Consider the following 19,827-nt stretch of genomic DNA (forward strand, 5'->3'; position numbering starts at 1 on the left):
GTGCCTCATCGGGCACCAGGTTGATACACACAGACAGACAGGAGGGGCGTGATGCCCGCACGGATCGTTCGTCAAGGTCGCTGGCTTGCGCTGGCGGTGGTTGCGCTGGCAGGCGCAGGCTGGCTGCATTCCCGGGCTGATGGTGGCAAGAGCAAGCCCGTCATGGTGGCGGCGGCCGAGCCCGTGTCCTCTGCGGCCAAGGCGGCCTTGAGCGTGCAGATCGTGCGCCCGCAGACCGGGCAGTGGCCCATGACCCTGACAGCCAATGGTGCGATCGCGGCCTGGCAGGAGGCGGTCATCGGGGCCGAGTTGTCCGGCTTGCGTCTGTTGACCGTGGCGGCCAATGTGGGTGACAAGGTGTCGCGCGGGCAGGTGCTGGCCACTTTGCAGGCTGATTCGGTTGCCGCGGACGCGAACAACGCTCGCGCCGCCCTGCAAGAGGCCGAGGCCCTGATGACCGAGGCGCGCGCCAATGCCGACCGTGCCCGCACCCTGCATGGCAGCGGCGCTTTGAGCCTGCAGGATTCTCAGCGCGCCCTGACCGCCGAGCAGACGGCCAAGGCTCGTGTGGACTCTGCCAAGGCGATGCTGGCCGCGCAGGAGTTGCGCCTGCGCCAGACGCGCATCCTGGCTTCTGACGATGGCGTGATTTCGGCCAGGCTCGCCACAGTGGGTGCCGTGGTGCAACCGGGGCAGGAGCTGTTTCGCCTGATCCGCCAGAGCCGCCTGGAGTGGCGTGCCGAAGTACCTTCAGCCGACATGCAACGCATCAAGCCGGGCATGGTGGCCGTGGCCACGGTGCCTGGCGGCAGCGCGGTGCAAGGCCGCGTGCGCATGGTGGCGCCCACGGTGGACGCCACCACCCGCAATGGCCTGGTCTATGTGGACTTGCCTGCCTCGGCTCTGGGTGCGGGCGTGCGTGCCGGCATGTTCGCCTCCGGCCGGATCGAGCTGGGGCAATCCCAAGGCTTGACCTTGCCCCAGACCGCCGTGTTGCTGCGCGATGGCTTCAGTTATGTGTTCAAGGTGAGCCCGCAAGGCGTGGTCACGCAAGTGAAGGTGAGCGTGGGCCGTCGTGTGGGTGACCGCGTCGAGATCCTGCAGGGGCTGGACGCTCAAGCTGATGTAGTGGCTTCCGGCGTGGGCTTCCTCACCGATGGCGACAGCGTGCGCATCGTGAAGGGCCAGTCATGAACGTCTCGGCCTGGTCGATCAAGAACCCGATCCCTGCCGTCCTGTTGTTCATCATGCTCACGCTGTGGGGCCTGATGGGCTTCAGCGGCATGAAGATCCAGAACTTTCCGGACATCGATCTGCCCACCGTGACGGTGACGGCCAGCCTGCCGGGTGCCTCACCGGCGCAGCTGGAAACCGAGGTCGCGCGCAAGCTGGAAAACTCGATCGCCACCTTGCAGGGCATCAAGCACATCTACACCAAGGTGCAGGACGGCAGCGTGCTGGTGTCGGTGGAGTTCCGCCTGGAAAAGCCCACGCAGGAAGCGGTGGACGACGTGCGTGATGCGGTGTCGCGCGTGCGGGCCGACCTGCCGGGCGATCTGCGTGACCCGGTCATCTCCAAGATGAACCTGTCGGGTGCGCCCATCCTGACGTACACGGTGGCGTCCAGGCGCATGGACGATGAAGCCTTGTCCTGGTTTGTGGACAACACGGTCACCAAGACCATGCTGGCCGTCAAGGGCGTGGGCGCGGTGGCGCGTGTGGGCGGTGTGAGCCGCGAGGTCCGCATCGAGCTGGACCCGGCGCGCCTGCTGGCGCTCAACGCGTCGGCGGCCGATGTGTCGCGCCAGTTGCGCAGCCTGCAGCAGGAAGCTTCGGGTGGGCGCATGGACCTGGGTGGCGCCGAGCAATCGGTGCGCACGGTGGCCACGGTGCAGTCGGCCGATGAACTCGCCGCCATGGACGTGACCTTGTCGGACGGCCGCCATGTGCGGCTCGACCAGATCGCGCAGGTGAGCGACACCGTGGCCGAGCGCCGCAGCGCCGCCTTGCTCAATGGCAAGCCGGTGGTGGGCTTCGAGATCACGCGATCGCGTGGGGCCGGTGAGGTCGAGGTGGCGCAGGGCGTGCGCGCCAAGCTGGAAGAACTCAAGGCCAGGCACCCGGACATCGAGATCACCGAGGCCTTCAACTTCGTGGACCCGGTGGAAGAGAACTACCACGGCTCCATGTACCTGCTGTACGAGGGCGCCATCCTGGCCGTGATCGTGGTGTTCTTCTTCCTGCGGGACTGGCGTGCCACGCTGGTGTCGGCAGCCGCCTTGCCCTTGTCGGTGATCCCGGCCTTCGGCTTCATGCACCTGCTGGGCTTCACAGTCAACGTGGTGACGCTGCTGTCGCTGTCGCTGGTGGTGGGCATCCTGGTGGACGATGCCATCGTCGAGATCGAGAACATCATGCGCCACCTGGCCATGGGCAAGACGCCCATGCAGGCGGCCATGGAAGCGGCCGACGAGATCGGGCTGGCCGTGATCGCCACGACCTTCACGCTGATCGCGGTGTTCCTGCCCACAGCCTTCATGGGTGGGGTGCCGGGCAAGTTCTTCGTGCAGTTCGGCTGGACGGCCGCCATCGCCGTGTTCTTCTCGCTGGTCGTGGCCCGCATGCTGACGCCCATGATGGCGGCCTACATCCTCAAGCCGCCCAAGGGCGAGCATGGCGAGCCGGGCTGGATGCGCATCTACCTGGGCTGGGCGCGCTGGTGCCTCAAGCACCGGGTCTGGACCTTCCTGATCGTGGTGGGCTTCCTGGGCGGCTCCTTCTTCCTGGCCGGGCGCCTGCCCACGGGCTTCATCCCGCCGGATGACCTGTCGCAAACGCAGGTGTTCCTGTCCCTGCCGCCTGGCAGCACCTTGCAGCAGACCTACAAGGTCGCGGAGCAGGCGCGCGAGCTGGTGCAGCGCAACCCGCATGTCAAGCTGGTCTACACGGCCATTGGCGGCGGTGCCGCGGGCAGCGACCCCTTCATGCCGCAGGGCTCGGCCGAGGTCCGCAAGGCCACGCTGACCATCAACATGACGCACCGCAAGGACCGCCCTGGCATCAGCAAGCAGGCCATCGAAGGCCAGTTGCGCCATGCGCTGGAGGCCTTGCCGGGCGTGCGCGTGAACGTGGGCTTTGGCGGTTCGGCCGAGAAGTACATCCTGGTGCTGTCCGGCGAAGACGGGCAGGCGCTGTCGGCGCATGCGGAGGTGGTGGCGCGTGAGTTGCGGACCATCCCGGGCATCGGCAACGTGATGTCGACGTCCAGCCTGGTGCGGCCTGAGCTGATCATCCGGCCTGACACGGCCCGCGCGGCCGACCTGGGCGTGAACACGGCCACGATTGCCGACACGCTGCGCATTGCCACGGTGGGTGACTACGAGCAAGGCCTGCCCAAGCTGAACCTGTCGCAGCGCCAGGTGCCGGTGGTGGTGCGCCTGCCGGATGCGGCCCGTACCGATCTGGAGCTGCTGGCGCGTTTGCCGGTGCCGGGTGCGCGCGGGCCTGTGTCCTTGGGCAATGTGGCTTCGCTTTCGCTGGACAGCGGCCCGGCGCAGATCGACCGTTATGACCGCCAGCGCAATATCAACTTCGAGATCGAGCTGAACCAGCAGCCGCTGGGCGAGGTGCAGAAGCAGGCCCTGGCCTTGCCGAGCTTGCGCAACCTGCCGCCGGGTATTTCGCAGTCAACGGTGGGGGATGCGGAAGCCATGGCCGAGCTGTTTGCCAGCTTCGGCCTGGCGATGCTGACGGGTGTGCTGTGTATCTACATCGTGCTGGTGCTGCTGTTCAAGGGCTTCGTGCAACCGATGACGATCCTGGTGGCACTGGTGCTGTCGATCCCCGGGGCGTTCGTGGCCTTGTATGTGACGCAGACGGCCTTGTCGATGCCATCGATGATCGGCTTGATCATGCTGATGGGCATTGCGACCAAGAACTCGATCCTGCTGGTGGACTATGTGCTGATCGCGCGCAACGAGCATGGCTTGTCGCGCTGGGAGGCCGTGGTGGACGGCTGCCGCAAGCGGGCACGGCCGATCATCATGACGACGATTGCGATGGGGGCGGGCATGATGCCGATTGCTTTGGGCATTGGCGTGGACCCGAGCTTCCGGGCGCCGATGGCGATCGTGGTGATCGGTGGCTTGATCACGTCGACGTTCCTGAGTTTGCTGGTGATCCCGGTGGTGTTTACTTTTGTGGATGATCTGATCGGGTTCCTGGGTGGGCAGTTCAGGAGGCTGCGGCCGCATCATCAGGTGGCGGTGGTACCTGAGGATGATGAGCCTGTGCGGCCTGTGGCTTGATGGCTCTTGTTGGTTGGGTTGGTTGGGTTGGTTGTGCGCTGAAGGTGGTGCGCTTTGTCGGGGGACCGCGGGGTGGGGGCTGAGTCGGTTGGCGGCTGGGCTCATATGTTGACGGTCCCGCTGCGCGGGACTGCACTGCGGTGCTCGCGGCAAGCTTGCGCTGGAAAACTCCCTGCGCGGCCTGCAGCCGCTACGGTCAAACAGTTCCAGCGAGTCAGTTAACGATGCGTGCTGCGCACGCCAAGCTTGCCGCTGCGCTCCTCGTCGCCAACAAAATCGCCCATCCGCCAACCGACTCAGCCTTGTCCCACCCCGCTCGCCGTACGCCATCGCCCATTTCTGGCGTGCCTCGGGCTTTGCCCATTGGTGGGAGGGGCTGGGACGGCGCGCTATCGAGTGTGCGGGTGCGGGTGCGAGTGCTGGCACCAGCGCCAATGCCAATGCCAATGCCAATGCCAATGCCAATGCCAATGCCAATGCCAGTGCCAGTGCCAGTGCCAGTGCCGCGCTGATTGAACGCGAGCCTTCCTGTGCACGGCGCAATGCCGACGAAGTAAGGCGAGCGAGGCGGATGAGGGATGAGGTTGTGGCCGGCTGGGCGATTTTGGTGGCGTCGCAGGCGCGCAGGGAGGCTCGGGTCTGCCCCTTGTCGCAGACAAGGGGATGGCGAGGATGTTTGAGCTGCCGAAGGCAGCGAGTTCCGCAGCCACCTGAGCTGGACGAGCCCCGGAGAGCAGTCCCGCGCAGCGGGACCGCCAACATATGAGCCCAGCGGCCACCACCTCGTCCCCCGCCTCGCGGTGTACCGGTAAAGCGCTCAAACCATCGACCGCCAAGACCAGTCAAAGAGCGCCCAAAGACAGCAAGCGCCCAAAGACAGCAGCACAGCCCACAAAAAAAAGGGCCCCATCACTGGAGCCCCTCTTCGTTCATCACCGGCCCAAGCCGGCAACGCAAAAGATCAAGCGATCAAACTCACGTGATCAAACGCGCTCGATGATCATGGCAATACCCTGGCCGCCACCGATACACATCGTGATCAGCGCATAACGGCCGCCCGTGCGTTGCAGCTCATAGATGGCCTTGGTCACCAGGATGGCGCCCGTGCCGCCCACAGGGTGGCCCAGCGAAATGCCCGAGCCATTGGGGTTGACCTTCTCGTTGTCCAGGCCAAGTTCCTTGGCCACGGCGCAGGCTTGTGCAGCAAATGCTTCGTTGGCTTCGATCAGGTCCATGTCGGCGACCGTCAGGCCGGCCTTGGCCAGCGCATTGCGCGAGGCAGGCACAGGGCCGATGCCCATGTACTCGGGCTCCACGCCAGCGTGGCCGTAAGACACCAGGCGGGCCAGCGGCTTGAGGCCCAGGGCCTTGGCCTTCTCGGCCGAAGCCATCACCACGGCGCCTGCGCCATCATTCAGCGTCGAAGCATTGCCAGCGGTGACCGTGCCTTCTTCCTTCTTGAAAGCAGGCTTCATCTTGCCCAGGGCATCCACCGTCGTGTCGGCCTTGACGCCTTCGTCGGTGTCAAACAGCACCACGCCCTTGCGGGTCTTGATCTCCACGGGGACGATCTGGTCCTTGAAGATGCCGGCGGCGATGGCCTTGGCAGCGCGCTGTTGCGACTGCACGGCGTAAGCATCTTGCTGCGCGCGGGTGATGTCGTAGCGGTTGGCCACGTTCTCGGCGGTGATGCCCATGTGGATGTTCAGGCGCGGGTCGTGCAGAGCACCCAGCATGAAGTCCAGCATCTTGACGTCACCCATGCGGGCACCCCAGCGGTTGCTGGTGACCAGGTAGGCGCCACGGCTCATGGACTCGGCACCGGCACCCACGGCGACTTCGCAGTCACCCAGCTGGATGGCCTGGGCAGCGGAGACGATGGCCTGCAGACCCGAACCGCACAGGCGGTTCACGTTGAAGGCGGGGGTCTCTTGCGGCACGCCGGCGTTCAGGGCAGCCACGCGGCTGATGTAGGCGTCCTGCGGCACGGAAGGGATCACGTTGCCCAGCACCACATGGCCGACTTCCTTGGGGGCGACACCAGCGCGCTCCAGCGCCGTTTTGATCACAAGGGCGCCCAGATCGGCAGGGGGGATGTCCTTGAGCGAGCCACCGAAGCTGCCAATGGCGGTACGGGCTGCGCCCACGAAGACGACTTCACGAGTCATGTTGTGTCCTTCCAGAAAGGGGATCAAACAAAAGGAATCTGATGGGTTCAATTGTCAGATTATGACGCGTCGCAGCATCGATGTCCGACAGCGGGCAACATTGTGGGCGCTTTGTCAAAAGTTTGGCTAAGTACGTCCGTTCCATTGAGCCGCAGCCAGGCGTGCGGCGCTGCCCAGCATCAGCGTGTCGAAAAGCGCCTTGGCCGTGGCCAGGCGCTCGGCACGCGCTTGTGGTGCCTCGATGTGCTCGAAGCACAGCTTGAAGGTGTGGTCGATGAGGATGGCCAGCACCGGTCGCAAGACCGGTTCGGGCAGAGGTGGCAAGGCCTGGCGAGCCTGGAGTTCGGACAGCATGTCGTCTTGCAGTTGCCTGAGCATGTGTTCCACCGCCTCGCGAATGGGGCCTGGCGGGCCGTAGCGTTCCCGCATGGCGAGCAGGAAGATGTCCTCATGGGCCAGCGCGAAGTCCAGCGTCCAGCCCACCACCGTGGGCGTGATGTCATGCAGCGTGGGCGCCCCCAAACGCGCCTGCTTCAGGCCTTCGCGCAGTTGTGAGCCGAAGTCGCTCACGATTTCCTCCAGCAAGGCTTCCTGCGAGCTGAAGTGCCGGTAGAACGTGTTGTGGTTGAGCCCGGCTTCTCGGGCCAGTTCACGCAGTGAGATCGCTTGCGCGGCGCTGGCGCGGCGTGCCAGGCGCACAGCCGCTTCCATGAGCAGGCGCTTGCCCTGAGCCATGCGGGGCGGGGCGGCGTGGGTCGGTTCAACGGTCATGTTTCAGCGGCGGTGCATGGCCAGCGGTGTGGCATCGGGGAGGTCAAACGCCAGTGTCGCTTGTCGGCGCAGCAGGTCCATCTGAGCGAGTTTCGCCGGCAGACGCGATGAAGGGGCGCCCCATTGTCTGTAAAGCGTGCTGGCACTGGTCACCAGCCGCTCCGGCGAGTCCCATTGTGCCCAGGCTTGCCGCTGGAACGCCGGGCTGAAGATGATCTGGCGCGCCGCACGCGCTGGTGGCATGCCTTGCTGGAAGCAGGCATGCACGGCTTCATGCACGAAGTGCCAGTAGTCCAGCACGCTCTGCACCTGCGCCGCAGTGGCCAAGGGGCCGTGCCCGGGCACGATCACGTCCACATCCAGTTGCTGCAGGAAGTTCAGGCCAGCGACCAGCTTCTCGATGGGCCCCGACCACATCACCGGCGTGACGCCCACGAACAGGATGTCACCCGCATACGCCACGCGCCGATCCGGCAGGTGCACCACCGCATCGCCATCCGTGTGCCCGGGGCCGACTTCCGTGATGACGATGTCCACGCCATGGATGCACAGCGTCTTCTGCACCGAGAAGCCCTCCGTGGGGTCGGTGATGGCAACCTTGCCAAATTCATAGGGGCGAAACATCTCCCGCATGTAATGGCCAAAGCGGTCGATGCCGGCCACCGGCACATGCTGCAGGATGCTGCTGCCGTGGTACAGCGCGCTCAAGGCCCGGGGTTGCAGGTGGTGCATCTGGTGGATGCAGGCATGCGTGGCCAGGATGGACCGGCCTTTGAACAGCTGGTTGCCCCAGCAGTGGTCGCCATCCGCGTGTGTGTTGATCACCTGCTCGATGGGCGAGCGGGACGTGATGCCCCCGCATGCATCCAGCATCTCGCGCGTGCAGCGCAAGTCCCAACCGGTGTCGATCATCACGCTGCTGCCGCCGCAATCGATCAGGCCGAGATTGGTCTCGCCCCAGGAGCCATTGGGCACCAGCCAGGCGTAGGTGTCTCTGGCGATGCGGTAGAGGCCGCCCGGGTATTTGATCGGCTCGCCAAAGCGCGTGCGAGTCGCCGAGGGCCCGCACAACCAGCCTGCCATGGGGTTCATAGGATGGTGTGAACGATTTCGCCAATCGGCTCGATCACCAGGCGCAGCGTGTCGCCTTTCTTCAGCCAGTGGTCGGTCTCCATGCCGCAGCCACCTGGCAAGGTGCCCGATGCGATCAGCTCGCCCGCATGCAACTGCTCGCCGCGCGACAGGTGGGCCAGCACTTCGCCGGGCGTGTAGCGCATGCCTTGCGTGCCCGTGCGGCTGACCACAACGCCATTGAGCTCCACATGGGCTTGCAGACGGTCCACCCGCGGCAGGATCTCGTCGGCGGTCACCAAGGTGGTCGACATGCTGCTGAGGAAGTGCTTGGATTTCTGCGGGCCCAGGCCCGAACGCATTTCCTCGCGCTGCACATCGCGCGCCGAGAAATCGTTGACCACGACAAAAGCGCCAATCGCCGCCTCGGCCTCGGCGGGCGTTGCATTGAACAAGGGCTTGGACAGCACCCAGCCCAGCTCCAGCTCGTAGTCCAGTGCGCGGGTGTAGTCAGGCGGCGCCACTGGGGTGCCGCTGGGCACGATGGTCAGGTGGTTGCCGAAGTAGTAGATGGGCTGCTGGCGCCACAGGCGATGCGGCCTGAACGCGGGGAAGGGCTGATGGGTCAGCTTCTCAACCAAGCGCGTGATCTGGTAGCTGCCCGGCAAGAAGCGCCTGGCGTAGCCACGTGAAGACTGCACCCAGTGCTGCTCGTACAGCATGCAGTCGCGAAAGGACAGGGGTTGAAACGGCAGGCGTGCTGGCCCGTCTTGCCCTGTTGGTGTGTTGGGCCCTGTTTCGCACGGCTGCCAGGCGGCCAGCCTGGTCAACCAGGCCAGGCCCGCGTTGACCAGGTCGGTGTCGCTGCAGTCCACCCAGGTGGTGCCGCTGGGCGTGTCCATGGCGCGTTGCCAGGCAGGCACGCTGGCGGAGGGGACGGTGGGTGTCTTCAGAGGGGCGCGGCGCAGCTTCATGTGATGGTGTGAAGTATCCAATTGGCTGCAATGTATCCATGTGGATACTTTTGTCAAGCGGCGGGGCGTTGAAACTGGGGGGATGCATGGGGTAGCGGCGCGACACCGAGGGTGCCTCGGGGTGCCGTGCCTTACCATTGGCGCCAAGCTCAACAAACAAACGAGGGACGTCGCGGCGAGCGCATGGCGGGCAGGCTGCCGCATGCGCTCGGCGCAGGCCCTTTCCTCTTTTTTCCATCCGATGAAACGCTTTTCTGCCCGGCTCGTGCTGATGGCCGCTTGCGCGCTGTCGCTGGCCAGTGCCTCGCATGCACGTGACCGTGCGGCCACGGTCACCATCCTGGACGGCCAGGCCACGCTCATCCACGCCGCCACCCGATTGGTGGTGCGGGAAGGCGCAGCCGTGGAGCCCGAGGACATCGTCGAGACGGCGCCAGCCAGTGCCTTGACCCGGCTGGAGTTCGACGGCGGTGCCACCCTGGACCTGGGCCCCGCCAGCCGCGTGATGCTCCGCCCATCACTGGCATCAACGGGTGGCAGCGTGCTGGTCTATGTGCTGGAGGGCTGGGCCAAGCTGACGCTGGACAAGGCCCGCGAACAAGGCGCCGTGCTGCTGGCCTCCGCGCCGGTGGACGTCACCGGCCTGTCCCGGGATCTGGTGCTGCACGTCAAGGGCAATGAGGCGGAACTGTTTGCCGAATCCGCCCCGGTGATGACGCAGGTGATGGGTAAAGCCGGCAAGCCCGAGTCGGTCAAGGTCGACAAGGGGGCCTTTCTCTCTCGCCGTGGCGACGGCAGCGTCAGCGTGACGCCCAGGCCGTCGCCCGCCTTCATCCAGGCTGTGCCTCGCGCCTTCATGGACACCTTGCCCTCGCGCCTGTCCCTGTTCAAGGGCAAGGACACCAAGCTGGATGCGGGTCCCAGGCTGGCCTATGACGACACCCAGGCCTGGCTCAACGCCGAGCCCCGCGTGCGCACCCATTTCCTCACCCGCTGGAAGCCGCTGGCGCAGGACGAAGCCTTCCGCCGCGCCCTGGTGGCTCAGATGGCGCTGCACCCCGAATGGCACAAGGTGCTGTTTCCCCCGCCACCTCCGGGCCGCAAGCCGAACCAGAATCCCGTGATCTCTTCCGAGGCCTCCAAACCATGAAGCTCATCCTCAAGTTCAACCTGGCCTTCCTGGTGGTCTTCCTGATCGGCCTGGCGGTGTCGGGTTATGCCGCCCGCGACCTGCTGCAAAGCAATGCCGAACACGAAGTGCTCGATACCGCCGGCTTGCTGATCCAGAAGGCCGAGGCCGTGCGCAACTACACCGCCCAGCAGGTGGCCCCCTTGCTGCAGACGCAGATGAAGTACACCTTCCTGCCTCAGTCGGTGCCATCCTTTGCGGCCATCGAGGTGCTCAAGGGCCTGACGCAGAAGTTCCCCGAGTACACCTACAAGGCGGCCATGCTCAACCCGACCAACCCGCGTGATCGGGCGTCTGACTGGGAGGCCGACCTCATCACCCATTTCAAGCAGGACGCCGAGGCCAAGGAAATCGTGGGCCAACGTGACACGCCTGCGGGCCGCGCCTTGTATATCGCGCGTCCCATCCGTCTGAGCAACCCGGCTTGCCTGCAGTGCCACAGCACGCCCACCGCCGCGCCGGCCACCATGATCGAGAAGTACGGCCCCGCCAACGGCTTTGGCTGGAACCTCAACGAGACCATCGGCATCCAGGTGGTGTCCGTGCCCTTGTCGTTGCCGCTTGCCCGCGCCGACAAGGCCTGGTGGACGGTGATGGCCATGCTCACCGGTGTCTTTGTGGTGATCGGCCTGACGCTCAACCTCATGCTGTGGAAGCTGGTGATCCAGCCGGTGACACGCCTGTCTGCGCTGGCTGACCGCGTGAGCATGGGTGAAATGGAGGCGCCTGAATTCAGCGCACCGTCCAAGGATGAAATCGGGGTGCTGTCCGACTCCTTCTCGCGCATGCGCAAGAGCCTGCAGCACGCCATGAAGCTGCTGGAGGGCTGAGGCCGTGTCCCAACATCCAACCCAGCTAGGGAAGTACGCCATCGACGGTGTGCTGGGTTCCGGTGCCATGGGGGTGGTCTATCTGGCCACCGACCCCATGATCCAGCGCCGCGTGGCGCTCAAGACCATCCAGCGCTCGCTGGTGGATGGCGACGTGTCCGGCTCGTCGATCGCCGCGCGTTTCCGCAACGAGGCCCAGGCGGCGGGGCGGCTTTCACACCCGGGCATCGTCGCCATCTACGAATACGGCGAGGACGGGGACACCGCCTTCATCGCCATGGAGTATGTGGAAGGGCAGGACCTGTCCAAGCTGCTGGCGGCCAACCCCATCATGTCAGAGCCCATGCTGCTGCAGGTGATGGACCAGTTGCTGGCCGCGCTGCAGTACGCCCATGAACGTGGGGTGTGGCACCGCGACATCAAGCCGGCCAACCTGATCCTGACGCAGTCCGGGCAGTTGAAGGTCATGGACTTCGGCATCGCCCGCATCCGCGACGCCGGCATCACGCAGGTGACGTCCACCATCGGCACGCATGGCTACATGGCTCCTGAACAATACCGTGGTCAGGATTTCGACCACCGCGTCGACATCTTTGCGGCCGGTGTGCTGCTCTACCGCTTGTTGACGGGAGAGTCCGCGTTCTCGGGGGCGCCCGAGGCCATCATGTACCGCGTGCTGCACATGACGCCGCCCGCACCCAGCACCGTCGGGCGCATCAAGCGCACCATCGAGCTGGACTCGGTGGTGTCCAAGGCGCTGGCCAAGGATGCCGCCGAGCGTTACCAGACGGCGGCCGCCTTCCGCGAGGCACTGCGCCTGCACGCCACCAAGACATCGCAAGGCAACCCCGTGATCGCTTCCGTGCTCAGTGGCGATGAAACCGTGGTGGACCCACAAGCCGCGCAGTGGCTGCGCAAGGCCGCATCTGCGCCAACGGCCACCTCGCCAGGCAGCAACTGGGATGCCGGCATGCTCACCACCCTGGAGCGCGCGCTGGCCAGCTTTGTGGGCCCATTGGCCAAGGTGCTGGTCAAGCAGGCCGCGGCCAAAAGCGGGGACTACAACACCCTGGTGGGCGCCGTGGCCCAGCATCTCCAGACAGATGAAGAGCGCGCACAGTTCATGGCCAAGCTCATCAAGACGGGCACCATGGGCTCGATGGTGTCGCCGCGAACCGGCACGGGTTCATCGGGTGTGTCGCAGGCCGGTACGTCGCCCAGCATGGGCCAGGCGAGTGGCACAGGGCCAAGCGGTGCATCGGGTGCGGCAGGCACTGGCGGCTCCTTGTCGCAGCAGGCCCTCACGCCCGAGTTCGTGGCCCATGCCACGCGCGTGCTGGCCTCGCACATGGGGCCACTGGCCAAGGTCATCGTCAGGAAGGCCGAGGCGCAGGCTGGCAACGCGCGGCATTTCGTGGAACTGCTGGTGCAGCAAGCGGCCGATGGCGTCGACCGTGATCGCCTGCAGCAGGAGTTGCTCAAAGGGCTGGGTCGCTGAGCGCATCAGGCGGGCGCCTGATCCAGCAGGCCGGGCCGCCTGGTCTGCTCGGCGAGCAGGTCCTCGCCATGCTCCAGCAGCAGGTAACGAAAGGCCTCTGCTGCGGGTGACAAGACCTTGGAGGCTTCGTGCACCAGGTTCCAGGTGCGCACGATGGGCGTGCCCTCGAAGTCCACCTGGTGCAGCTGCCCGCTGCGCAGCTCGGCGGCCACGGCGTGCAGCGACAGAAAGCCGATGCCCAGCCCGGCCATCACCGAAGCCTTGACGGTTTCATTGCTGGGGATCTCCATCGCGATGCGAGGCGCCAGGCGGTGTTCGCGCAGGTAGTGGTCCATCGTGTGGCGCACCTCCGAGCCCAGTTCGCGCGCCAGCAGCGGGTAGTGCACCAGCGCGTCCACCGGCGGGTGGCCCACGCCCAGCAGCGGGTGCCCCGGCGGGCAGACGAACACCATCGGGTGGCCTGCAAAAGGCTCTGCCCGCAAGGCGTATTCCTTGGGCGGGCGCCCCATCACGGCCAGGTCGATCTCGTTGCTGTGCAGCCGGTCGATCAATTTGGTCAGGTCTCTGGTTACATCCAGACGCACTTCAATGCCTTCATGGTCGGCTTGGAAGCGGGCCAGCAACTGAGGCGTGAAATAGCCCGCCGTGCTGATCAGGCCGATGGTCAGCACCCCCGTTTCGACCCGTTTGAAACGGTTCATGACGTTCTCGGCGTCCTTCAGGGTGGACAGCAATCGCTTGGCATAGACGAGGAAGTACTCCCCCGCCATCGTGAGCTGGATCTGGCGCCCCTGCCGTTCAAACAAGGGCATGCCCACATGGCCTTCCAGCTCCTTGACCTGCATGGTCACCGCGGGTGGGGTGAGGTGCATGGCTTCGGCCGCGCGGCTGAAGCTCAACTGCCTCGCCACCTCCGTGAACACCCTTAATTGCCGAAAAGTCACGTTCTTCATTCAGCTATTCCTTAACTGACAGATAACTTTTTTTGAATTTACCTTATTTGTCTGCTTTTCTACATTGAACCCAGTCCTGCGATCCACGCATTGAGCAACAAGGGGTTCAAACATGAACAAGCCGGTCGAAGAAGGCGTCATCACCGACGCGAAGAAGCGCTACAGCGCGGGTGTCCTCAAGTACCGCCAGATGGGTTACTGGGATGCCGACTACGTGCCGAAGGACACCGACATCCTTTGCCTGTTCCGCATCACCCCGCAAGACGGCGTGGACCCGATCGAGGCTGCTGCGGCCGTGGCCGGTGAATCCTCCACCGCCACCTGGACGGTGGTCTGGACCGACCGCCTGACTGCCTGCGACATCTACCGCGCCAAGGCCTACAAGGTCGAGGAAGTGCCCAACAACCCCGGCCAGTACTTCGCCTGGGTGGCCTATGACCTGGTGCTGTTCGAAGAGGGCTCCATCGCCAACATGACGGCTTCGCTGATCGGCAACGTCTTCAGCTTCAAGCCGCTCAAGGCCTGCCGCCTGGAAGACATCCGCATCCCCGTGGCCTATGTGAAGACCTTCAAGGGCCCACCCACCGGCATGGTCGTCGAGCGCGAGCGCCTGGACAAATACGGCCGCCCCTTGCTGGGCGCCACGACCAAGCCCAAGCTGGGCCTGTCTGGCCGCAACTATGGCCGCGTGGTGTACGAAGGCCTCAAGGGCGGCCTGGACTTCATGAAGGACGACGAGAACATCAACTCGCAACCCTTCATGCACTGGCGTGACCGCTTCCTCTTCGTGATGGACGCTGTCAACAAGGCGCAGGCCGTGACCGGCGAGGTCAAGGGCAGCTACCTGAACGTGACCGCCGCCACGATGGAAGACATGTACGAGCGCGCCGAGTTCGCCAAGCAACTGGGCTCGGTCGTCATCATGATCGACCTGGTGGTGGGCTGGACGGCGATCCAGTCCATGGCCAACTGGTGCCGCAAGAACGACATGATCATGCACATGCACCGTGCGGGCCATGGCACCTACACGCGCCAGAAGAACCATGGCGTGAGCTTCCGCGTGATCGCCAAGTGGCTGCGCCTGGCCGGTTGCGATCACCTGCACACCGGCACCGCCGTGGGCAAGCTGGAAGGCGACCCCATGACCGTGCAGGGCTACTACAACGTCTGCCGTGACGCCATCACCAGGCAGGATCTGCCGCGCGGCCTGTTCTTCGAGCAGGACTGGGCCGACCTCAAGAAGGTGATGCCCGTGGCCTCGGGTGGCATCCACGCCGGCCAGATGCACCAGCTGCTGGACCTGTTCGGTGACGACGTCATCCTGCAGTTCGGCGGCGGCACCATCGGCCACCCGCAAGGCATCCAGGCCGGTGCCGTGGCCAACCGCGTGGCGCTTGAAGCCATGGTCAAGGCCCGTAACGAAGGCCGTGACCTGCTCAACGAAGGGCAGGACATCCTGGCCTCGGCCGCACGTTTCTGCTCGCCGCTCAAGCAGGCCCTCGACACCTGGGGCGCCATCACCTTCAACTACGCCTCGACCGACACGAGCGATTACGCCGTGACCCCGTCCGTCGGCATGTAAGCCCAGCAGGAGACCCACACCATGATGACCAACCCGACGGGCCGTTTGACCCAAGGCCAGTTCAGCTTCCTGCCCGACCTGACGGACGCCGAGATCACGATGCAGATCGAGTACGGCCTGAAGAAGGGCTACGCATGGAGCATCGAATACACCGATGACCCACACCCCCGCAATACCTACTGGGACATGTACGGCCACCCCAACTTCGACCTGGAAGATGCGGCCGGCGTGATGATGGAGCTCAAGGCCTGCCGCCAGGCCTTCCCTCAGCACTACATCCGCATGCTGGCGTTCGATTCGACCCGCGGCGTGGAAACCGTGGTCATGAACTTCATCGTGAACCGGCCTGCCAAGGAGCCCGGTTTCTACCTGGAGCGCACCGAGACGGATGGCCGCAACATGCGCTACAGCACGCGCTCGTACGCTGCCGAACGGCCTGAAGGCGAACGCTACAAGGACTGATGACCATGAGCTCGCTCTACCGCATCCCTGGCACCAACGAGGCTGACACGCCAGTCTCCACGTCTTCCGCCAATGCGCCCGGCATGGGGGCTGCTGGCCTGGTGGCTGCTGGTGCGGCGGTAGGGTCGGCCATGGCCAGGCAGCCTGTGCAGGCGAGAGACGCAGGCACCACTGCATCGCCGGCGTCTGCGGCACAGCCCCGCTCGGTGGCCGATGTCCTGGCCCAGAGCCAGGTCGAGGCCGTGCTCGACGAGCTGGACCGTGACCTGGTCGGCCTGGCGCCGGTCAAGGCCCGTATCCGCGACATCGCCGCCTTGCTGGTGATCGACAAGCTGCGCGCCGCACACGGCCTGGCCGCGCAAAGCCCCAGCCTGCACATGTGCTTCACCGGCAATCCCGGTACCGGCAAGACCACGGTGGCCATGCGCATGGCGCAGATCCTGCACCGCCTGGGCTATGTGCGCAAAGGCCATCTGGTGGCCGTCACGCGTGATGACCTGGTGGGGCAGTACATCGGCCACACGGCGCCCAAGACGCGTGAGGTGCTCAAGAAGGCCATGGGCGGCGTGCTCTTCATCGACGAAGCCTACTACCTGTACAAGCCCGAGAACGAGCGCGACTATGGCCAGGAGGCCATCGAGATCCTGCTGCAGGTGATGGAGAACCAGCGCGATGATCTGGTCGTGATCCTGGCCGGTTATGCCGACCGCATGGACACCTTCTTCCAGAGCAACCCAGGCATGTCCTCGCGCATCGCGCACCACCTGGATTTTCCTGATTACTCGGTGCCCGAGCTGCTGCACATTGGCTCGTCCATGCTGGAGCAGCAGCATTACCGCTTCGGCCCCGGCGCGCGCGAAGCCTTTGAGGACTACCTGCAGCGCCGCCTGCAGCAACCCCATTTTGCGAACGCCCGCAGCGTGCGCAATGCGCTGGACCGCGCCCGCCTGCGCCAGGCCAGCCGCCTGTTTGCCGACCGCGACAAAGCATTGAGCGCCGACGAACTCAGCACCATCGAGGTGGCCGACATCCGTGCCAGCCGCCTGTTTGCAGTCCCCTCAACAAACACAACAAACCGCGAGGAGGAAACCCATGCATGAGATGCTCACCCTTGAACAGGCGCTGGCCCAGAACCTGTCGGACGCCGCGCCCGAAGTGGCCACGGCCCTGATCGACACCATCGGTGCGATTGCCCAGGCCTGCGCCCGCATCAGTGACCTGGCCGGGCAGGGCATGCTGGCGGGTGCGCATGGCCTGGCTGACAGCGCCAACTCGCAAGGCGAGGCCCAGAAGAAGCTGGACGTGCTGTCTGACGAGCTGATGTCGCACCACCTGGATGGCTGCCGGCACGTGGCCGGCTGGGCCAGTGAAGAGCACGAATGCCACCTGCTGTCCAAGCAGCATGCGCGCAAGGGCCGTTACCTCGTGGTGTATGACCCGCTGGACGGCTCGTCCAACATCGAAGCCAATATCTCGATCGGCACCATCTTCTCGGTGCTGCCGCACGTCTACAGCGGCATGCTGCCCACCGACTCCAGCTACATGCAGCCCGGCCACGAGCAACTGGTGGCGGGTTATGTGCTCTACGGCCCGGCCACCATCATGGTGTTGAGCTGCCGCCGCGGCGTCCTCATGTTCACCCTCGACAAACGCAGCGGCGCCCATGGCGAACCCATGCGCTGGCTGCTCACGCAAGAAGCCGTGCAGATCCCCGCGCACACCAAGGAGTTTGCGATCAATGCGTCCAACCAGCGCTTCTGGGAAAAGCCCGTGCAGCGCTACATCGCCGAGTGCGTGGCCGGCGAGAACGGCCCGCGCATGAAGGACTTCAACATGCGCTGGGTCGCCTCCATGGTGGCCGAGGTGCACCGCATCATGACGCGCGGCGGCGTCTTCATGTACCCGCGAGACACGCGCGAGCCCCGCAAGCCCGGCCGCCTGCGCCTGATGTACGAAGCCGCGCCCATGGCCATGCTGGTCGAGCAGGCCGGGGGCAGGGCGGTCAACGGTACCAGCGAGCTGCTGGACCTCATCCCCGACACCCTGCACCAGCGCGTGCCCGTGATCCTCGGCTCACGTGAGGAGATCGACCGCATCGTCAGCTACCACGCTGATCCGCACGAGAACGTGTCCTGGCAGCTGTTCAAGACACGCTCGCTGTTCGTGCAACCCCAGGCGTGATCAAGGCTGAACCATGTCCAAGCGCCACCCCATCATCGTCGTGACCGGCTCCAGCGGTGCCGGCACCAGCACGGTCAAGACCACCTTTGACACCATCTTCCGCCGCGAAGGCGTGACGGCCGCCGTGATCGAAGGCGACGCCTTCCACCGCTACACGCGCACCGAGATGAAGCAGGCCATTGCCCTGGCCGAACGCGAGAGCCGCAATTTCAGCCACTTCAGCCCCGATGCCAACGAGTGGGCCGAGCTGGAGCAGCAGTACCGCGCCTATGGTGAAACCGGCCGCTGCAAGACGCGCTTTTACCTGCACAACGAAGCCGAGGCCGCACCGTATGGGCAGGAACCCGGCACCTTCACACCCTGGGTGCAGACGCCGGTGGACACCGACTTGTTGTTCTACGAAGGCCTGCACGGCTGCGTCAAGACCGACAAGGTGGACCTGACGCGCCATGTGGACCTCAAGATCGGTGTGGTGCCCATCATCAACCTGGAGTGGATCCAGAAGATCCACCGCGACACCAAGTCCCGCGGTTACTCCAAAGAGGCCGTGGCCGACACCATCTTGCGCCGTATGCATGACTATGTGCACTACATCTGCCCGCAATTCGCCGAAACGGATATCAACTTCCAGCGCGTGCCTGTGGTGGACACCTCCAACCCCTTCATCGCACGCGACATCCCCACCGCTGGCGAGAGCATGACGGTGATCCGCTTCAAGAACCCGCGTGGCATCGACTTCCCCTACCTGCTGTCGATGATTGGGGACTCGTTCATGTCGCGCGCCAATACCATCGTCGTGCCTGGGGGCAAGATGGACCTGGCCATGCAATTGATCCTGACACCGATGATCCTGCGCCTGATGGAGATCCGCCGCGCGCAGATGCAGTAAGGGTGGCAGGGCAGGCTGGCCGCAGCAGTGAGCGCTCAGCAACATGCCGCGCGCTTTGTCTGCAGGTGATTTCCCCTTGTCATGCGGCCGGGCCTGTGATTCCATCACGGCAAACCCATCTGCCTGTGGTCTCGCCTGCAGTCTCGCGGCCATCAGCCCATGGATGCCGCTCATGGTCCCTTTGGCGCATGCCGGACCTGAGCCCCGCACCCGTCTCACTTGAGTTCTTGTCGTCCCGACCTGACCGAAGCCTGAAAGGAGCGCACCATGGCCGTTAGCACCCCGATCGCCGATATTGGCTGGAAAGCCCCCATGTTCCGCCTCAAGGGCGTGGACAGCCACTACCACTCGCTCAAGCAACTCTCGGGCATGCGGGGCACGGTGGTCGTTTTCATCTGCAACCATTGCCCCTACGTGAAGGCGATCATGCCGCGCCTGATCCGCGACGCCAAGGCGCTGCACGACCTGGGCGTGCACACCATCGCCATCAACGCCAATGACGACCGGGCCTACCCCGAAGACAGCTTCTCCAACATGAAGGCCTTTGCGCGCGAGTGGGACTTGCCCTTCCACTACCTGCATGACGACACCCAGGAGGTGGCGCACGCCTACCAGGCCGTTTGCACGCCCGATTTCTTCGGTTTCGATGCCGACCTGCGCCTGCAGTACCGTGGCCGCCTGGACGCTGGCCGCAAGGACCCGGTGCCCGACGACACCTCGCGCGAGCTGTACGACGCCATGCGCCTGGTCGCGCACTACGGTTATGGCCCCGGCGAGCAGCACGCCAGCATGGGCTGCTCCATCAAGTGGCGCCTGCCGCAAGAAGATGCCGATCTGAACTGGATCCAGCCGGCCGCCTGACCCCGCTTTCGCGGGGCGGGAAAGTCCCCTCGATTGACGTGGCATGCCTCTGGAAGAATACGAGCGACATCAAACATGCTGTAGTCGTCAT

Annotated in this window: 16 protein-coding genes; 11 read left to right on the forward strand and 5 right to left on the reverse strand. The window is 64.9% G+C overall.

Annotated features, from left to right (window positions below; genetic code table 11):
* Nucleotides 1-51 precede the first annotated feature (51 nt).
* Both JY96_RS18795 and JY96_RS18800 read left to right on the forward strand, forming a co-directional pair.
* The gene (locus JY96_RS18795; protein WP_035039774.1) at nt 52-1,194 is read left to right on the forward strand and encodes an efflux RND transporter periplasmic adaptor subunit; all 1,143 of its coding nucleotides are present in this window, start codon (nt 52-54) and stop codon (nt 1,192-1,194) included.
* Nucleotides 1,191-4,307: an efflux RND transporter permease subunit gene (locus JY96_RS18800; protein WP_035039776.1), complete on the forward strand. Its 3,117-nt coding sequence runs from the start codon at nt 1,191-1,193 to the stop codon at nt 4,305-4,307. Before JY96_RS18795 ends, JY96_RS18800 begins: the two co-directional genes overlap by 4 nt.
* Before the next feature lie 983 nt (nt 4,308-5,290).
* On the opposite strand, the gene JY96_RS18805 is transcribed toward JY96_RS18800, so the two are convergent.
* The 4 genes from JY96_RS18805 to JY96_RS18820 all read right to left on the reverse strand — a co-directional run bounded on the left by JY96_RS18805 (nt 5,291) and on the right by JY96_RS18820 (nt 9,291).
* Nucleotides 5,291-6,475: an acetyl-CoA C-acyltransferase family protein gene (locus JY96_RS18805; RefSeq protein ID WP_035039778.1), complete on the reverse strand. Its 1,185-nt coding sequence runs from the start codon at nt 6,473-6,475 to the stop codon at nt 5,291-5,293.
* A gap of 126 nt (nt 6,476-6,601) precedes the next feature.
* Nucleotides 6,602-7,246 (reverse strand): TetR/AcrR family transcriptional regulator, encoded by a 645-nt coding sequence (locus JY96_RS22520; protein ID WP_081961422.1) that lies wholly within the window; start codon nt 7,244-7,246, stop codon nt 6,602-6,604.
* 3 nt (nt 7,247-7,249) lie between these two features.
* Complete coding sequence (locus JY96_RS18815) at nt 7,250-8,338, reverse strand: MBL fold metallo-hydrolase (protein WP_052162725.1); 1,089 nt, start codon at nt 8,336-8,338, stop codon at nt 7,250-7,252.
* Nucleotides 8,335-9,291 carry a fumarylacetoacetate hydrolase family protein gene (locus JY96_RS18820; protein WP_052162726.1) on the reverse strand — a complete coding sequence of 319 codons (957 nt, stop codon included), beginning with the start codon at nt 9,289-9,291 and terminating at the stop codon, nt 8,335-8,337. The genes JY96_RS18815 and JY96_RS18820 overlap by 4 nt, the downstream gene beginning before the upstream one ends.
* Before the next feature lie 241 nt (nt 9,292-9,532).
* Here JY96_RS18820 and JY96_RS18825 point away from each other — a divergent pair, with 241 nt between their 5' ends.
* The 3 genes from JY96_RS18825 to JY96_RS22525 are packed head-to-tail and all read left to right on the forward strand — an operon-like array spanning nt 9,533 to nt 12,808.
* Entirely contained in the window at nt 9,533-10,441 is a 909-nt protein-coding gene (locus JY96_RS18825; RefSeq protein WP_035039780.1) for a hypothetical protein, read from the forward strand.
* A complete protein-coding gene (locus JY96_RS18830; RefSeq protein WP_035039782.1) occupies nt 10,438-11,310 on the forward strand; it encodes a DUF3365 domain-containing protein in 873 nt (290 codons plus the stop codon). The genes JY96_RS18825 and JY96_RS18830 overlap by 4 nt, the downstream gene beginning before the upstream one ends.
* 4 nt (nt 11,311-11,314) lie before the next feature.
* Nucleotides 11,315-12,808 (forward strand): serine/threonine-protein kinase, encoded by a 1,494-nt coding sequence (locus tag JY96_RS22525; RefSeq protein ID WP_152606575.1) that lies wholly within the window; start codon nt 11,315-11,317, stop codon nt 12,806-12,808.
* Nucleotides 12,809-12,813: 5 nt separating this feature from the next.
* Here the strand turns inward: JY96_RS22525 and JY96_RS18840 are convergent, their stop codons facing one another.
* Nucleotides 12,814-13,761 (reverse strand): LysR family transcriptional regulator, encoded by a 948-nt coding sequence (locus JY96_RS18840; RefSeq protein WP_052162728.1) that lies wholly within the window; start codon nt 13,759-13,761, stop codon nt 12,814-12,816.
* 112 nt (nt 13,762-13,873) lie between these two features.
* Between JY96_RS18840 and JY96_RS18845 the strand changes: the two genes are divergently transcribed.
* The 6 genes from JY96_RS18845 to JY96_RS18870 all read left to right on the forward strand — a co-directional run bounded on the left by JY96_RS18845 (nt 13,874) and on the right by JY96_RS18870 (nt 19,736).
* A complete protein-coding gene (locus JY96_RS18845; protein ID WP_035039784.1) occupies nt 13,874-15,343 on the forward strand; it encodes a form I ribulose bisphosphate carboxylase large subunit in 1,470 nt (489 codons plus the stop codon).
* A gap of 21 nt (nt 15,344-15,364) precedes the next feature.
* Nucleotides 15,365-15,805: a ribulose bisphosphate carboxylase small subunit gene (locus JY96_RS18850; protein WP_035039785.1), complete on the forward strand. Its 441-nt coding sequence runs from the start codon at nt 15,365-15,367 to the stop codon at nt 15,803-15,805.
* A 131-nt stretch (nt 15,806-15,936) separates the two neighbouring features.
* Entirely contained in the window at nt 15,937-16,905 is a 969-nt protein-coding gene (gene cbbX / locus JY96_RS18855) for a CbbX protein (RefSeq protein WP_052162987.1), read from the forward strand.
* Nucleotides 16,898-17,986: a class 1 fructose-bisphosphatase gene (locus JY96_RS18860; RefSeq protein WP_052162729.1), complete on the forward strand. Its 1,089-nt coding sequence runs from the start codon at nt 16,898-16,900 to the stop codon at nt 17,984-17,986. The genes cbbX and JY96_RS18860 overlap by 8 nt, the downstream gene beginning before the upstream one ends.
* 13 nt (nt 17,987-17,999) lie before the next feature.
* Nucleotides 18,000-18,875: a phosphoribulokinase gene (locus JY96_RS18865; protein ID WP_035039787.1), complete on the forward strand. Its 876-nt coding sequence runs from the start codon at nt 18,000-18,002 to the stop codon at nt 18,873-18,875.
* 267 nt (nt 18,876-19,142) lie between these two features.
* The gene (locus JY96_RS18870) at nt 19,143-19,736 is read left to right on the forward strand and encodes a thioredoxin family protein (RefSeq protein ID WP_052162730.1); all 594 of its coding nucleotides are present in this window, start codon (nt 19,143-19,145) and stop codon (nt 19,734-19,736) included.
* Nucleotides 19,737-19,827 lie beyond the last annotated feature (91 nt).

It is taken from the genome of Aquabacterium sp. NJ1 (genome assembly GCF_000768065.1).
In the GTDB taxonomy this organism is placed as follows: Bacteria; Pseudomonadota; Gammaproteobacteria; order Burkholderiales; family Burkholderiaceae_C; genus Aquabacterium.